Genomic DNA, 16,044 nt, shown 5'->3' on the forward strand with positions numbered 1-16,044 from the left:
CTTTGAATAAATTGTGGCTGTTTGGGTCATGGCGTCAGTTCGCGTTGCGGGTAAGCTTCGTAAAGCCACGTGGTAAATGCGGCGCGCTCACAAGGGTCCATAGCGCATACTTTTTCCTTAAGGCGCTCCAGGCGGCGCTTGCTGTCTTGGCGCTGGCGAAAGTTTGCTCCCATGTAGCGGCTGTCGTGCAGGAGACGAGGCGCCTCGTAATTGAACCAAAGTGTCTCAACGCGCACATCAACATGGGTTTTTGCTTGAAAAGTGTGCTTGTTCCATCCTTGCAGGGTATTGTCATACAAGGCGTTCTCATACCCGGACACGAGAACCATGCATGGCAGACTTACAAGGATATGAAGTAAGCGGACATGGTCATCGACATCGTAGTCGCACCTATAGACTTTGGCCCGGCGCCGGGTTTCTGGGAGATATGGCGGGTCAACGTATAGCAGCTCTCTGCCAGTAAAGGGATACGTCTTCAAGAAGTCTTCAGCGCGACCATGAACCAAGTCAATGTTGGTGCCAGGCATCTGTGCCCATGACGCGAGAACCGAGGAATCAGCATCGATTCCAATATTAGTCGTCGCCGGCTTTTTATGCCGCATGACAGCACCGCCGCCAAGATGAGTCTCGATGTAGACATCATGACAGGGCATCAAGTTGATGATGTGCTGATAGGTTTTACCTTTGCCGCCTGGGTATCGCATTCACGCATCATCGTCAAATCTGCCGATGATGTCAATAGCCGCCCAAGGCGACATCCCTCGTGCCAAGTCGGGTCCGCACGGGTAAACCCTTAGTGGAGGTTTAGATGTGCCTAACCGTTAACAGAGCGCAAATCCGCTCATGCACTCCGAAGGCCCTAGGAAAGCAGACCGTTTTCGCTCCACACAATGGACGGCGGCGCGACCGGCCTGCCGGTGGCGACCTCACGCCACTGGCAACTCAATGGTTAGGCCATGCCTTGGGAAAGGCACTGAGCGAGCTCTGGGATGATGGTCTGTGGATACCGCACGAAGCGCCGGGACTCAAGCCTCTGAGATTTCTGTGACTGCCTCAATCGGGCACGGAGCAAGGGCTGGCGCCGTCGGAAACGCTTTTATTTCCCTTTGACGAAAATTCATGCACGAGTAGGTAGTTTGCAAGGTGAGAAGCGTTCGTTTTCGTGAAAATTCTTTTTCTATCAATGGCTTGCGGTTTTTCGACAACTGGAAACACGCCTTTTTGTTTCCCGCCTACAGACGAACAATAAAGCCGGACACAAAACAATAAAGTTAGACACAAAGGTGCTGTGAAGCGATGATTTTGGTAACGTCAGTTATCGGTTGCGCAATCCAATAGGGAGTCTTCCTTGGAAATCCGGTTTAGAAGAGCTTCATCCAGTAGGCCGACGTTCCAGAGGCTAGGTATCGTTTTTCTCTACTACGCTTTCTCATTGCCAGGGATATTCGTCATGAGCGTCGGGATCGGGACTGACCAAGTTCCGGTTTTTATGAAATGCATGTGGGTTGTGGCTTGGGTGGCACATATCGTTATGAGCGTCCAGTGGATACGCAATGCCCGACTGTCCAAGTTATGGCCAGCAATAGGTGTTGCCAGCGGATTGGGCAGTTTCCTTATACTTATAATCCTGCCTGTCGCCATGTTTATCCAGCTTCTTCTTGTACTGCCGTGCGTTTTACTTTCATTCTGGCTTATAAAATTCCATTGGGCGAAGCCTGTTTAGAAATCCAAGGTCGATAGCGGGTGGTGGTGTGGCCTTGCCGCCGACGTGCAGGCTGTGTCAAACTTTATTGTTGCAAATCGTGGACCCGAGGCGCCCCGAAGGGCGTTTGTGTTGAACATTATTTCGATGCTCGGCATATCGGAGTCGGTACGCCATAGGTGCGCTTGTGTCAAACTTTTTTGTTCTTCCACAGTCGCACGGCCGCATCGGCAGGCTATGGTCACACCACCATCGGCCCCCCGATGTTCCCTTTGAATATCTCCATATTCAGCGAGAAATCATCCACGGTGCCCGCAGTCCGCCCATCGACCAGCACGCTGATCGCCCGGCCGCCGCATACCCGCTTCATCTCGTCGATCGACAGCGAGCGCACGCGCGAGCCGGCCGGCGCCGTGCCGTCAAAGGCCAGGTCTTCGATAATCAATGTGTTCATGATGGTTCTCCTCGAATGGTTGGAAGTGGATCGGCGCGCATGTCACGCGCCCACTTCCCACCATGCAGGGAGCATGCCACCTGCCGCGTAACGGGCAGGCCGGCATTGACGGCGGTTTGTGTTGGTCCGGGACCAACACATCGCCTGAGACTGTTGGGAGATCAGTTCTTGCCGGACGATTTGGCCGCCACTTCGCGATACCGGGCTTCCGTCTCGGCCAAGCCTATGCGGGCCTGGACGAGCTGGGTCTGCATGCGTATGCGTTCCACCTCTTGCTGCACGCCTGAGAGTCCGGAGCCCTCTTGCGGTGCCCAGATCAAATCTCCGCCTTTGCCCGTGGCATTCCCGCGCGTGCACACGCGGCCATTCAACGTGGCCCCTTCGGAAAACTTCTGGTCCTGGTAAAAACAGTAGGATGGGTCGGCGGCCTTGGCGGGGCCGACGAAAACGGCCGCCAATGCGGCGGCCGTGATGAACATTGATTTCATTGCGCTCCTGTTCAGGTAACGCCGCGCCGGCTCGCACCGGCGCGGCACTTCAGGTTAGAACACGTAGGTGGCCTGCATGCGGAAGCTGCGGCCCGGATCGAACCAGGAACGGCCCATGTCGCCAGGCGTCTGCTGGTTGACCTGCTTCGTCACGGTACGGGTCAGGTTGCTGATGTTGAAGCTGCCCGAGAAGTGGTCGCTGAAGCGGTAGTTGATGCCCGCATCCCACTGGCCCACCGGCAGTTGCCACACCGGGATCCCGAAGCCGGCATCCTGCAGCGGGTTGCCCTTGTCGTCCACGTGCGCCGGATCGGCGCTGGTGCCGTTGGAGCCCTTGGCGCCATAGACACCCGTCGCCAGCAAGGTACGGTCACGCCAGGAATACGCCAGACGTGCCGACACCGGGCCGCGGTCGTACATGAAGGCCATGTTGAAGGCGCGCTTCGACATGTACGGCACCGGCAGATCCTTGTACGGGATGCCGTTGGTGTCGCAGCCATACAGCGCCGCAGATCCCTTCAGCTCGCCACCGGACGGGCAGAAATTCGACGGGTTCGGGTGGTACAGCTGCTGCTTGCCTTCGATATAGGTGAAGTTCGACGACACGCCGAAACCCTTCGCCCAGTCCGGCAGGACATCGCTCACGCCGGGCACGTGATCGAGGTAGGTCATGCCGGCCAGCTCGATACCGCGCACTCGGGCCTTGGCCGCGTTGGCCGGACCGGTGATCGTAAACTCCATATCATTGCCGGCGAGATCCTTATACGTCCTCGTATAGGATTCGTTCATGATGATGTCCTTGACCTGCTTGTAGAAGAATGCAGCGGTCAGGGATTGGCCCGGGCGCGGATACCATTCCAGCGTCAAGTCGACATTGTTCGACTTGAGCGGCTTCAGCTTCACGTTACCGTCGTTGGTGCCGGTGTACGAAATGGTGGTGATCTTCTTGCTGTCGTTGGGATCGTTGATCACGTTCTGCGACAGCGTGATGTACTCCTGCAACTGATCGAAACCGGGACGGTAGATGCCGCGCGACAGCGCCACGCGTGCCTGCAGCTTGTCCGTCAGGCTCGCCTTCAGGTTCAGGCTCGGAATCACGTCGACGTGGCTGGACTTGAGATCCATCGGGTCGCTGATCTCGCCGAAGCGCGGGACGTTCGGATTGGTGGTCTCGCCGTAGCTCGGCTTGAACACCGTGTAACCGTGGGCCACGGTATTGGTCCGGACCACGCGTACGCCGGCGACGCCGTCCACCGGATATTTCCAGTTGTCGAAGCCGAAGCGCAGGTTGCCGTACAGGGCCTGGGTGCCTTCGCTGTGCCGGCTGACGTACTGCGGTTCGGTGCTGAAGCCAGGCGGGCGCCAATCGCTGCCGGCCGTCGAGCAATCGCTCGTCGCGCCCGTCAGCCTGTTGTCGTCCTCGCAGTTATAGCGCAGCGCGGTCAGCAAATTCTTGTACGCGGCCATGTCCCTGACCATCGACTGGGCGGGCACGACGAACGCCGGCGGTGCAGGCATCCTGCCGTTGAAGAAGTCGGGGAACGCGAACGTTTGGACGTTGCCCAGCGCTGCGTATTTCGGGTCGCTCAGGTAACCGAAGTTCGGGCGCTGCCAGTCCCAGCTTTCGAGGTGCGGGATTTGTCCTGGGACGTCGGTTTCCTTCACGCCCCATTCTTCGGCATAGGATTTCCAGCCCGAACCCGCATTCTTGTCCTTGCGCGAGGAACGTTCCGTGATGCGAACGCCAAAGCGGACGTCGCGCAGCACCGGATGGTCGAAGCTGTATTTGCCATCCAGTTTCCAGGCATACAGATCGGCCTTGGCACGGTTGAATTCAGGCTGCGAAATACCCCAGTAGTAGTTGCGGGGATCGGCCAGGAAGGCGATCGCCTTGTCGTTGAAATTGAATGCGGGCCGCGAACCGGAGACGTCCAGGCCTTCGCTCGGCAGGAATGTGCCGAGGTTGAGCATGCCGTAATTGCCGTTGTTGGTGGCGTGCACCCATTGCAGGTCGTTCTGGAACGACCAGCTTTCGTTGACGCGCCATTTGAAGTTCCACGCCAGCTCGCGCGTGCGGCCATGCACGTCGCGGAAGTTCTGGGTGGTGTTCATGCCGAGACCGCCGTCCACGAACTGGTTCGCGCCCTTGCCGCCGATCGGATAGCTGAGAACGCCCGACTGGAACACGCCGGCGCTGTTGAACTTGGCGTCGGTGTAGACGGTCTTGTACGGGTTTTCAGGGTTGACACCCATCGAGACATTCGCGTTGACCTGATGGAACGCGGAGTCGAAGTACGTCAACGACGATTCCAGGTTGTCCTTCTTCCACTGCAACGCGCCATAGAAGCCCACGCGGCGGGTATCTTCGTTGTTGCTACCCCAGTTGCCACCGGCCGGCACCCACGCGGTCTGGCCTGGGATGAGATCGCTCCTCGGGTAGTAGACGTTCTGGTCGATCGTGTCGTAGCGGAACTTGGTGCGATTGAACGACAAATCCACCAGCGCGCCGAATTCGCCCGCGCGGGTCTTCCACCGGTTCGAGTACAGACCCGAGAAGCCCGGCGATTTGGTCTTGCCCAGTTCGGCGTAATTGCCCGTGGTGGTCAGCGCGCCGTACTGGCCCGGCGCGTCGAACGGCAGCCGCGTGCGCAGGTTGATCTGGCCGCTGATGCCGCCTTCGATCAGGTCGGCGGACGGATTCTTGTAGACCTCCACGCCCGCCATCAGTTCCGGCGGCACGTCGCCCCAGCTCAGTTCGCGTCCAGGCCAGCCGGCCGAGAACGTTTCGCGGCCGTTCATCGTGGACGAACCCCAGGACAGGCCGCGCACCTGCACGCCCGAACCTTCCACGTTGAATTCCAGGCCGTTCGCGGCCAGGGAGGCGCCCTGGCGCGACTGGTTACGGTCCATCGTGACGCCCACCACGCGCTGCAGCACTTCGGTGATCGAGCGGTCCGGCAGCTTGCCGGCCTCGTCGGCCACGACCGCATCGACGATCTGGTCGGAATCGCGCTTGATCGCCGTCGCGGTCTCGAGCTGCTTGCGCTGGCCGGTCACCACGACGGTGGTGGTGGCGCCATCGGCCGTCTGCGCCTGCGCGCTGCCGCACAGCATCGCGAACTGCGCCGCGGCCATCGCCAGCGCGGTCATCTTGATCGTCTTCCTGACGACCTTCGTCTCTTCTCTTGTCATTGGATGTCCTTTGTCTATGCCTTGGTTGCCACCGCCGTGCGGTGGCCATGAATGTCAGTCGAATGTCACTGGAAGTAGATCGGGCCGGTCAGCTTGAACTGGGTCTGGTACTTCGACGCTGCGTTTTTCACCTGCCCGTTCGGCTGTACCGCGGAGAACCGCATCTCGAGGACCGGGTAGTTCTGCACTTCGTTCATGATGTCCAGCCCGCTCAGGCCGCAGGTCTCGCTGAATGCGAACTGATCCTTGAGGCCGACGCTGTAGTTCGTGGCGGCGGCGGCGGTCGGCTGGACGGTGGCTTTCAGGGCTACGTTGCAAGCCTTGCCGTCCTTCTGGTTGAAGTGACCGAGGAAGAGTTCGACGTTGAACTTGTTGTTGGCCGCGCCGAACCACTCGGGATTTTGCGCAAGGTTGAAATGCAGCGCCGACTGGATCTCGAGCTGCAGGCCTTTCGGCGCGGCGCCCGGCGTGGTGAGGGCGGTTTCCTTGACGCCGGCCCGGTACGTGCCGTCGGGCGACAGGAGATCGGCGTCCGCGAGGCCTTGGGCGAAGAACTGGAACGACGCGCGGCTATACCACCATGCGTCCGGCGGCGCATCGGACGTTGCCGTGAAGGTAAAGCTGTTGTTGGAAACAGCGCGATCGCAACTGTCGCACCACCATTGGTTACCGAAATGGCCAATGAGGCCTTCGTTGGTGTTGTCGGTGTCCTTGTAGCCGGTCAGGAAAGTCATCTTGGCCGGCAGTTCGGTGCCGATCGGAATGTCCTTCTGCATGAACTTCGCCATTGCCACCGACGTCGAATCTTTCCCCGTCACCAATGCCGGCAGATAGAAGTCATTACCCTCCTGCTCGGCGACGATGGTGCACATCCCGTTGGCGAGCTTGGTCATCGTCGTCCCGCTGACCGAGCACACGTCCGGCGTCTTGCTCGTGAATTTGGCCGGCAGGCCCGAGGTGAAGGTGGCGGACAACTGCACCGGCTTCGAATCGAGCGGTTGCCAGCCCGGGTTGGGGAACTTGGCGATCATCTGCGGGTTCTTGGGAACGACGAAGATCTGGCGCTGCGAGACCGGCGCATAGCCGTTGGAACCGGCCTGCGTGGCGGTCACCGAGCACTCGCCCAGTTTCAGCAGCGTCAGTTGATCCCCGCTGACGCTGCAAACGTCCGGCGTGTTCGACGTGAACGTCACGGCACCGCCGGAACTCGCCGTCGCCTTCAGCGTGGCCGTTGCGGAATTGGGCGGCACGCCGATCAACGCCTCGCCCGAGAACGGGAGCTGAAAACTGATGGTCTGCTCCGCGGCCCCGTCAGTGCCGCCGCCGCCGCCGCAGGCGCTCAGAAGTGCGATGCAGCCGAGTGCAATCGCAGAAACATGGAATTTCATCGCTTCTCTCCTCATGGTCGTGTTCCTCTATGTCGTATTGATGCGTTTTCATGAGCCCATGGCACCGTGCCGCGTGCTGACACGCGTTAGGCAAATGCTTCCGAAGGGATGCACTGGACTGGTAGTGGGACGGGAAGGCCCGGAAAGCGCGGTACAACAATCGCGCTTCTGTCGTTAATGTTCTTTATATATAACGGACATTCTCATGAGTTATGATGCCATTGGAAGACGCATGGCTACAATTACAATAACTTTTAAGTTAAGACATGAAATTCACCAGCCGTTGCTGTTAAGCCAATTAGACGCAGGAGACACGCACCGCTGATGTTGTTGATTAGCAACGTAGAACGAATGCGAACCTAAGCGCTGCCGCATGCTCTAACACCTGCTCCGGACATCGACCGGACGCAGGAGCGTGACCATGGCAGGCATCGTGCGCATCGACGACGAAGTGATCACGACGGATGACTTCATCCGTACGCTGAAGTTGAACGGACAGTTCGAAGGATTGGTCGAGCAGATGGTGCGCGACCGCCTCACGGCGCGCGCCGCGCGGCAGGCCGGCCTCGTGCTCGCGCCCGGGCAGGTCCAGGAGCGTGCCGATGCATTCCGCCGCGCGCTTGGCCTGCATCGCGCGGCGGACACCAACCACTATCTCGACGCGCTCGGCGTTTCGCTGGACGAGTTCGAGGCGTACATCACCGACAGCCTGTACCAGGAAAAGATGCTGGAGCAGGTGTGCAGCGAAGCGGCCGTCGCGCAGTATTTCAAGCTCAATTCGCCGCGCTTCGACAGCGTGGAAATCAGCCACGTCGTGCTCGATGCCGAAGGTGCGGCGCGGGAGATGCTGTCCGTGCTGCAGGAGGAACCGGAGGCGTTCGCCGAGATGGCGCGCGAACACTCCATCGACGAGGGCACGCGCCAGCAGGGCGGCGTCATCGGCAAGGTGTTGCGCGGCTCGCTCAAGGGCGACATCGAGGCGCGCGTGTTCAATGCGCGTGAGGGCGAACTGCTCGGGCCGTTTCCATCCCCCGATGGCGCGTGCTGGGAAATTTTTTGCGTCAACGCGAAACACCCGGCCTCGCTCGATGCCGACACGGCCGCCGAGGTGCGCCGCCTGCTGCGCGAAGCGTGGCTGGTGGCGCGCGCGCAGGAGCACGTGATCGAAGCGTGTCCGACGCGCTGAGCCCGGCTGTCATCATGGAAACGCCGTCCAGAGCGCCGCCGTCCACGGATTTCCTGGCATCCGTGGAGATCCTGTCGCCGCTGGGGCGCGAAGCGCTGGAACAGCTGGCGGACGCGGTGCAGGTGCGCCATTACGCGTTCGGCCAGACGATCTGCAAGGCGGGCGACCCGGCCGAGGGTCTGTATGTGGTGAAATCCGGTTCCGTGCGCGTGTTCTCCGAAGAGCACGGCAAGGAGCTCAGCATCGGCGTCCGTAAAACGGGCGAGACGTTCGGCGACATCGCCATGCTGCGCGACGCCCACCATGAATTGTCGGCACGTGCATCGCTCAAGACGGAGCTGTGGCTGATCCCGCGCGCGGCGATCGAGCCCGTGCTGGCGCGCAATCCGCAAGCGCTCGATTTCGTCACGAGCTATGTCGCGATCGGTTCCGCCGGCGGCCTCGTGGCGCGCCTGTTCGATTTGCGCGGCAAGGTCGGCAAGGAAGAACTGGAAGAGATGGTGCGCAGCGTGGGCGTCAAGCGCGTCCCGGCCGGCAAGGAAATCCTCAGGCAGGACGGGCGCGACGACCGCCGCCTGTACGTGCTGCGCCAGGGACAAGTGAAACTGGTCTACCACGACGGCGCCGACGAATTGACGTTGGCCACCTTGCAGGCGGGCGACATGTTCGGCGAGAAGGCGTGTTTGATGCGGCAGGAACAGATGGCATCGGCCGTGGCGGTATCTGCCGCCACCCTGCTCGTCATCCCCGAAAAGACGGCACACATGATCCTCGAGCGCAACGCTGGCCTGCGCGAAGTGCTGGAAGACCGCATCCGCTTCGTCGAACGGGAGCTGGAGCGGCAAAAGAAGCTGGCCGAACGCCGCAAGCGGCCGCTGCGGCTCGACCTCGCCGAGCCCGAGTCCGGCGAGCGCGTGATCCGCCGCTTCGCCCTGGTGGAGCAGGCCGAGGAGATGGATTGCGGCGCGGCCTGCCTTGCCATGCTATGCCGCCACTACGGCCTGCAGATTACGCTCGGCAAGCTGCGCGAACTGGCCAACGTCACCACGCAGGGCGCGACCCTGGACAGCCTCGCGCGCGCGGGCGAGACGCTCGGCTTCTCGGCGCGCGGCGTGCAGTGCACCTTCGATGCGCTGCAGGGGTTCGAGTTGCCCTTCATCGTGCACTGGGAGGGCTACCACTACGTGATCGTGTACGGCATCTCGCCGCGCACCATCTGGGTCGCCGATCCGGCGGTGGGCTTCCGCAAGATGTCCGTCGAGGCGTTCGAGCGGGGCTGGAGCGGCACCTGCCTCGTCTTCACGCCCGGCCAGGACATGGCGGCGCAGGCCGCCCTTCGCTCGCCGTGGCTGCGCTTCGTGGGCTATTTGCGGCCGTATCGCAAGATATTGCTGCACCTGTTCCTGGCCACGTTCGTGATCCAGATGCTGGGCATCGTGCCGCCCCTGATCATCCAGAACATCCTCGACGGCGTGATCGTGCACCAGAACGTCAGCCTCCTGCATCTCCTGATTGCCGGGCTCGTCATTTCAAGTGTGTTCTCGCAGCTGATGGCGACCGTGCGCGCCTACCTTGCCAACTACATGGTGCGCAATCTCGACTTTTCGATGATGGCCGGGTTTTTCAAGCACACGATGTCGCTGCCGTTCTCGTTCTTCGCCAAGCGCAAGACGGGCGACATCGTCGCGCGCTTCCAGGAAAACCAGACGATCCGGGCCTTCCTCACCGAATCCACCGTCACGACGTTGCTGAACCTCTTGATGGTGTTCATCTATTTTTCCATCCTGTTCGTCTACAACGTCAAGCTGACCCTGCTGCTGATTGCATTCGTCATCCCGATCATGGCGCTGACGATCCTGACGACGCCGCACATCAAGCAGTACGCGCGCGACGTCTTCAACGCCTCCACCGATGCGCACGCCTTCCTGATGGAGGCGCTGGGCGGCGTGGAGACGATCAAGGGCATGGGCAGCGAGCGTCCCGTGCGCCTGAAGTGGGAAAAGAAGTACGTGAAGGCGCTCGACACGCAGTACCGCGCGCAGCAATTCAACATCCTCGTCGGCCTCGCGAGCCAGTTGCTCAATGCGGGCACGACGATCGCGATCCTGTGGGCCGGTGCCAGCCTCGTCCTCGACCACGAGCTGACGATCGGCCAGCTGATCGCCTTCAACGCCCTGATGGGCAGTGTGCTGGCGCCGCTGATGGGGCTGGTAGCGCTGTGGAGCCGGCTGGCGGACGCGGGCGTCGCCATGGAACGCCTCGGTGATGTGCTCGACATCGAACCGGAACAAAAGCCCGGCGAGGCGGCCAGCCGCGTCGTGCTGCCCGACCTGCGCGGCGACGTCAAATTCGAGAACGTGTACTTCCGCTATGGCGGCAACGACACGGCCTATGTGCTGGAAAACATCAGCATCGACATCCGCCGCGGAGAACTGGTTGCCATCGTCGGCCGCAGCGGCTCGGGCAAGACGACGCTGGCGAAACTGCTGGTCGGCTTTTATGCGCCCACGGACGGCAAGATCCTCGTCGACGGCTACGACATGAGCGCGATCGACAAGGATTATTACCGCGCCCAGGTCGGCTACGTCATGCAGAGCAATCTGCTGTTCTCCGGCACCATCGCCGAAAACATCGCGAGCGGCGACGAGAGTCCGGACCGGCGCCGCATCGAGCAGGTCGCGAAGATGGCCGATGCGCACGCCTTCATCAGCAAGATGCCGCTCGGGTACGAGCAGGTGGTGGGCGAGCGCGGCGTCGGGCTGTCCGGCGGCCAGGTGCAGCGCTTATGCATCGCCCGCGCGCTGTACCAGGATCCGCGCCTGCTCGTGTTCGACGAGGCGACGTCGGCACTCGATACGCAGTCCGAAAGCAACATCATCGCGAACATGCACGAGATCCTCGCCGGACGCACGGCCGTGATCATCGCGCACCGTCTCAGCACGATCATGCGGGCGGATAAAATCGTCGTGCTGTACGAGGGCGGCATCGTCGAGCAAGGCCGGCACGACGAGCTGCTGGCGGGGCGCGGCATGTATTACGAGCTCGTGCAGAGGCAATTGGCTGCGGCTTGATTATCATGAAACTGTTCAACCAGGATCTGCCGCAGGGCGCATCGTCGATGTCGTACGCGGGCTTGCTGGAGCGCCTGGAAATCCTGCGCTCGACCCTGCGCTGGGCCAGCCGCCTGGACCGGCCCGACATTGAAAAGCTGCTGCGCCAGGCGAATGCCGTGCGCGACGAGGTCATGCAACTGTCGCACACGGAGCGTTTCATACAAGCAGTCGGCAGTCAGGCGGCGCCGGAGCAGATCCCGGGCGAACGCCGCCAGGCCCTGCTCGCGCGCAGCTTCGTGTTCGAAGGCACGTTCGGCGACAACCCACGCCTGCTGGACGCGCTCGAGATCGCGGAAAAGGCGGCGCCGACCGACCTGCCGGTCCTCGTCGACGGCGAAAGCGGTACGGGCAAGGAATTGATGGCCAAGGTGATCCATGCGAACGGCGCGCGCGCCGACAAAGCGTATATCTCCGTCAACTGCGGCGCCATTCCCGAGAGCCTGATCGAATCGGAACTGTTCGGCCACAAGCGCGGCGCCTTCACCGGCGCGGCGACGGACCGCAAGGGCAAGTTCGAAAGCGCGCACAAAGGCACGATCTTCCTGGACGAGATCGGCGAGTTGCCGCTGCAGGGACAAGTGAAATTGCTGCGCGTGCTGCAGTCGCACGAGATCCAGCGCGTCGGCTCGGACGAGACGATCGCCATCGACGCCCGCATCGTCGCGGCCACCAACAAGAACCTCCGCCAGCTGATCGAACAGGGCCAGTTCCGCGAAGACCTGTTTTATCGGCTCAGCGTGATCCACGTGACCTTGCCGCCGCTGCGCGAGCGCAAGGACGAGATCCCGCTGCTGCTGGCCTATTACGGCGACGAGGCGGCCGAAGCGCTGAAGAGGCGGCCGGTCGCGCTGACGCCGGTCTTGCGCGCCTTCCTGCTCGACTACACCTACCCCGGCAACATCCGCGAATTGCGCAACCTGATGTACCGCCTGGCCTGCCTGGCCGGAGACATGGCGGACATCGCGCACCTGCCCGAGGACATCCGCCCCGTTGCGCCTGCCCGGATCGAGACGGCCTCACTGGACCCGCCGGCCTCGCTGGCCGAAGCCAAGCGCGCGGCCAGCGACGAAGCCGAGCGCGCCTGCCTGGAACGCGGCCTGAAGGACGTCGGCGGCACCGTGGCCGAACTGGCGCGGCGCTGGGACATGAACCGCTCCCACCTGCAGATCCTGCTGAAGAAGCACGGCCTGCATTCGAAGGATTTTCGGCGGCATTAGCCGCGGATCACAAGGAGGGATTGAGAACGGTCTGGTCGGCCTCGACGTCGTCCGCTCGCACGACGATGACGGAGATGTTGTCGCGGCCGCCCCCTTCCAGCGCGAGCCGGACGAGCGTATCGGCCGCCTGCGCGCAGTCGCCGCCGGCCAGCGCGCCGAACATCGCCTCCGGACTGACCGCATTGCTCAGGCCATCGCTGCAGAGCAGGAAGATGTCGCCGTCGCTCACTTGCACCTGCACTTCGTCCAGCTCCAGCGTCGTGGCCGCACCGAGCGCCCGCGTGATCATGGTCGCGCCCGGGTAGGCCGATGCGTCGGCGGGAGACAGGTGGTTCCGCGCTTGCAGTTCCTCGAACTGGTTGTGATCGCGTGTGAGCTGGTGCAGGCTGCCGCCGCGGCATAGATAGATGCGGCTGTCGCCGGCCCAGACGCAGACGGCGGTGCGGCCGGATGCCAGCAGCAGGACGAGCGTCGTGCCGATGACGGGCACGTTGCGTGCGGCGGCCTCCGCCACCAGCAAGCCGTTCACTTCGAGCAGGCAGACGCGCGCGGCGGCGACGGCCTGCTGCAGCGCGTCTTCCGGCGGCAGCGCGTCCAGCGCCTCCACCGTCATCCGGCTCGCGATTTCGCCGAACGCATGACCGCCCATGCCGTCGGCGACGGCCCATAATCGCCGCGCCGGCCGGTCCAGCACGGCATCCTCGTTATTCGTGCGCACCAGTCCCGTGTCGGTGCGCGCCGCCGAGATCCAGCGGAGTTGCAGCGTCTCGCCCATCAGACGTGTCCGTTGTTGGTACTCCGTTCATCCACGCCGACGGTCACCACCGAGTTCGGCGCCGAATTGCTCACGCTGACCGTCTGGAACTGGTTGATCATCTGGTCCGCGTAATTGTTGATCTGGTAAAAATTGATGACAGGTGAAGCGCGTAGCTGCTCGGGCAGATAAGCCTGGATCCAGCCGAAGCACCACGCCGCGCCGTCGCCGCCGCGGACACGCGCCATCGCGCGCGCGTCGAGGGTGCGCTCGACGCGAAGGTCATCGATCCTGATGTGCGCCATGTGGGCCTCCTGATTGAAAGACAGCGGCTGGTCGTTTTGGTTCATCGGTTTGGCGGGAACCGTATCAGGTTCCCGCCCTCCCGGGTCAGATCACCGCGATGTTGTTCTGGCCGAACTGGCTCGTGTTGTTGTTCGCGGTCACGCCGTTGACGAAGGCCGATCCGTTCGCAGTCGCGTTGACGACGTTCTGGAACTGGGTCAGGTTCTGCGTCGCGTCCACCGTCGTACCGTAGGTCGGCGACGGCGAGGGCAGCGGGTACCAGGACGTCTGGCTCATGTTATAGCCACCGCGTACGGCGGCCATGGCGCCGTGGTCGAGTTCGGCGGTGACGGACAGGTCTTTGATGATCAGGGTTTTCATGATGATGCTCCTTAAAAAATTACAGCGGGACGACAGCGTTATTGGTAGCAAATTGCAGTGGGTTCAAGGTCACGGCGGGGGCCGTGAAGCCGTCGCCGATCACACTGTTGTTGAGCACGTTGACCTTGATGTCCTGGACCTGGGCGATGCGCTGGTCGAGGTTCAGGTTGACGTTCACGTTCGGCCCGAAGGCCTGGCCTCCGCGGATCGCGGACATGGCATGCGTGTCCAGTGCGCGGGTGCGGGTGAGGTCCTGGATGACGATCGACGACATGGTGTTCTCCTTAGATGACCAGCAGGTTGTTCTGGCCGAATTGCGACGTGTTGTTGTTCGCCGTGACGCCGTTCACGAAGGCCGAGCCGTCGGCCGTCTCGTTGAGCACGCTCTGGATCTGGGCCAGGTTCTGCGTCGCGTTGACGGTTTTCGAATACGTCGGCGACGGCATCGGGTACAGCGAGTACGACGGGCTGCTCATGCCATGGCCACCGCGCACGCTTGCCATTTGCTTGTGATCCAGTTCGCAGTTCTGGGCCAGGTCGTTGATGATCAGGGTTTGCATGACGTTCTCCTTACAGGACGGCGATGTTGTTCTGGCCGAATTGATCGGTGTTGTTGGTGGCGCTGACGCCGGAAATGAAGGCCGAGCCGTTGGCGGTCAGGTTCTTCACGTCCTGGAACTGCATCAGGTTCTGGTCCGCCTTGATGGACGAGTCGTACGACGGGCTGTACATGGTCGACCAGGGCGTGGACGCGGCGCCGTGGCCGCCGCGGATGGCGGTCATGTCGCTGTGGCTCAGTTCGCAGGTGGCGGCGAGGTCTTTGATGATCAGGGTTTTCATGTTGATTCTCCTTGCGTCAGTGATTTGGTTGGAAGAGCGTTTGATTTGCGCTCACCAGGGTATGAGCAGAATGCGTGCCAGCCCAAAAAGCCCGTAAAAACAGGTTGTCTGGCTGTTTGGAAGGAGAATCTGGCGGGCACGGACCAACACCGCGCCGTATCTGTTGGATCCAGCCGAACACCGAACCTGAAGGTACAAAAAAAACCGCCCGGCTGGCGGGCCGGGCGGCATGGTGATCGTACTAAACGGTTTATATGGTTTATCTGGAAGGCGGCTTGCCCGGCTTCGCCTTCGTGCGGAAGTCGACGATCCGCTGCGGTTGCGCGGGCCGCAGCACACCCGTGTGCGAGCGCGCGCGCGAGCCGCCCGAGATCGCCCGCATTGCCTTGCGGTCCAGGTCCGTGTTGTCGGACAAGTCCTTGATGGTGATGGTTGCCATGTCGTTCTCCTGAATGGGGAATGCCGGCCCGGCCATCGCGAGATGACCGGGCCGGCATGAGTGACAGATTAAATTCGCGTTGGTTCCGCTCAGTGATCCATTTAATGAGCAACCACCGCGTTATTCTGGCCGAACTGGCTCGTGTTGTTGTGTACGGTGACGCCGTCGATGAAGGCCGAGCCGTTCGCGGTCGCGTTCGTCACGTTCTGGAATTGCTGCAGGTTCTGGTCGACGTCGACGGTCGAGTTGTAGCTCGGGAAGTAGACCGGCATCGGGGACAGCCCATGCGACGGTTGCTGCATCTTGCCGTGACCGCCACGCACGTGCGCCATCGCGCCGCGGTCCAGTTCGCAGGTGAGTGCCAGGTCTTTGATCGACAGAGTGTTCATCGTGTTTCTCCTTGAGTGGATTGGGTTGGTTGGCGAGCCGCTTTCGTCGTGCTCACCCTACTCTTTGCGAGAACCGTGCCAGCACTTTTTTGCGCCCATTCGCGGCGTTTTATCGGGTATCCGGTGGGTTCGGTCCAACACTGGAAGTGACGCCGTTTGGCCGGGAACAACACATCGTCTGTGCGGTGAATTTGCACACGGCGCACCTGTCAGAGG

At 61.7% G+C, this 16,044-nt stretch carries 16 protein-coding genes; 3 read left to right on the forward strand and 13 right to left on the reverse strand.

Annotation, left to right across the window (positions count from 1 at the left end; translation table 11 throughout):
• Positions 1–26: 26 nt before the first annotated feature.
• From ACL58G_RS04610 to ACL58G_RS04630, 5 genes are all read right to left on the reverse strand, one after another.
• Entirely contained in the window at positions 27–704 is a 678-nt protein-coding gene (locus tag ACL58G_RS04610) for a DNA adenine methylase (RefSeq protein WP_440965422.1), read from the reverse strand.
• A gap of 1,239 nt (positions 705–1,943) precedes the next feature.
• A complete protein-coding gene (locus ACL58G_RS04615; protein ID WP_413337471.1) occupies positions 1,944–2,156 on the reverse strand; it encodes a hypothetical protein in 213 nt (70 codons plus the stop codon).
• 161 nt (positions 2,157–2,317) lie between these two features.
• Positions 2,318–2,644: a DUF1496 domain-containing protein gene (locus ACL58G_RS04620; RefSeq protein WP_440965424.1), complete on the reverse strand. Its 327-nt coding sequence runs from the start codon at positions 2,642–2,644 to the stop codon at positions 2,318–2,320.
• Positions 2,645–2,698: 54 nt separating this feature from the next.
• Positions 2,699–5,836 carry a TonB-dependent receptor gene (locus ACL58G_RS04625; protein WP_440965425.1) on the reverse strand — a complete coding sequence of 1,046 codons (3,138 nt, stop codon included), beginning with the start codon at positions 5,834–5,836 and terminating at the stop codon, positions 2,699–2,701.
• A gap of 65 nt (positions 5,837–5,901) precedes the next feature.
• Positions 5,902–7,224: a hypothetical protein gene (locus ACL58G_RS04630; RefSeq protein ID WP_440965427.1), complete on the reverse strand. Its 1,323-nt coding sequence runs from the start codon at positions 7,222–7,224 to the stop codon at positions 5,902–5,904.
• A gap of 421 nt (positions 7,225–7,645) precedes the next feature.
• Here ACL58G_RS04630 and ACL58G_RS04635 point away from each other — a divergent pair, with 421 nt between their 5' ends.
• From ACL58G_RS04635 to ACL58G_RS04645, 3 genes are read left to right on the forward strand one after another with little or no spacing between them, the layout of a single operon-like run.
• Positions 7,646–8,410 (forward strand): foldase protein PrsA, encoded by a 765-nt coding sequence (locus ACL58G_RS04635; protein WP_440965429.1) that lies wholly within the window; start codon positions 7,646–7,648, stop codon positions 8,408–8,410.
• Positions 8,411–8,424: 14 nt separating this feature from the next.
• Positions 8,425–11,481, forward strand: coding sequence for a peptidase domain-containing ABC transporter (locus tag ACL58G_RS04640; protein WP_440967959.1), 3,057 nt, complete (start codon positions 8,425–8,427; stop codon positions 11,479–11,481).
• Between the two features lie 5 nt (positions 11,482–11,486).
• On the forward strand, positions 11,487–12,740 hold the full coding sequence (locus tag ACL58G_RS04645) for a sigma-54 interaction domain-containing protein (protein ID WP_413380865.1): 1,254 nt from the start codon (positions 11,487–11,489) through the stop codon (positions 12,738–12,740).
• A 7-nt stretch (positions 12,741–12,747) separates the two neighbouring features.
• Here the strand turns inward: ACL58G_RS04645 and ACL58G_RS04650 are convergent, their stop codons facing one another.
• The 8 genes from ACL58G_RS04650 to ACL58G_RS04685 form a co-directional block, all read right to left on the reverse strand.
• Positions 12,748–13,515, reverse strand: coding sequence for a PP2C family protein-serine/threonine phosphatase (locus ACL58G_RS04650; protein ID WP_413380867.1), 768 nt, complete (start codon positions 13,513–13,515; stop codon positions 12,748–12,750).
• Positions 13,515–13,844, reverse strand: a complete 330-nt coding sequence (locus ACL58G_RS04655) for a hypothetical protein (protein ID WP_229501859.1) — start codon at positions 13,842–13,844, stop codon at positions 13,515–13,517. Before ACL58G_RS04655 ends, ACL58G_RS04650 begins: the two co-directional genes overlap by 1 nt.
• Before the next feature lie 40 nt (positions 13,845–13,884).
• Positions 13,885–14,160 carry a hypothetical protein gene (locus ACL58G_RS04660; RefSeq protein WP_056133721.1) on the reverse strand — a complete coding sequence of 92 codons (276 nt, stop codon included), beginning with the start codon at positions 14,158–14,160 and terminating at the stop codon, positions 13,885–13,887.
• A gap of 19 nt (positions 14,161–14,179) precedes the next feature.
• Entirely contained in the window at positions 14,180–14,434 is a 255-nt protein-coding gene (locus ACL58G_RS04665) for a hypothetical protein (RefSeq protein WP_036237151.1), read from the reverse strand.
• 10 nt (positions 14,435–14,444) lie between these two features.
• On the reverse strand, positions 14,445–14,720 hold the full coding sequence (locus ACL58G_RS04670) for a hypothetical protein (protein ID WP_440965432.1): 276 nt from the start codon (positions 14,718–14,720) through the stop codon (positions 14,445–14,447).
• 10 nt (positions 14,721–14,730) lie between these two features.
• Positions 14,731–15,000 (reverse strand): hypothetical protein, encoded by a 270-nt coding sequence (locus tag ACL58G_RS04675; RefSeq protein ID WP_440965434.1) that lies wholly within the window; start codon positions 14,998–15,000, stop codon positions 14,731–14,733.
• A 259-nt stretch (positions 15,001–15,259) separates the two neighbouring features.
• Positions 15,260–15,439 carry a hypothetical protein gene (locus tag ACL58G_RS04680; protein WP_440965436.1) on the reverse strand — a complete coding sequence of 60 codons (180 nt, stop codon included), beginning with the start codon at positions 15,437–15,439 and terminating at the stop codon, positions 15,260–15,262.
• A 101-nt stretch (positions 15,440–15,540) separates the two neighbouring features.
• Positions 15,541–15,828, reverse strand: a complete 288-nt coding sequence (locus ACL58G_RS04685) for a hypothetical protein (RefSeq protein ID WP_056133709.1) — start codon at positions 15,826–15,828, stop codon at positions 15,541–15,543.
• Positions 15,829–16,044 lie beyond the last annotated feature (216 nt).

The sequence above is a fragment of the Massilia sp. GER05 genome (assembly GCF_052056005.1).
GTDB classification, from domain to species: Bacteria; Pseudomonadota; Gammaproteobacteria; order Burkholderiales; family Burkholderiaceae_D; genus Telluria; species Telluria orientalis.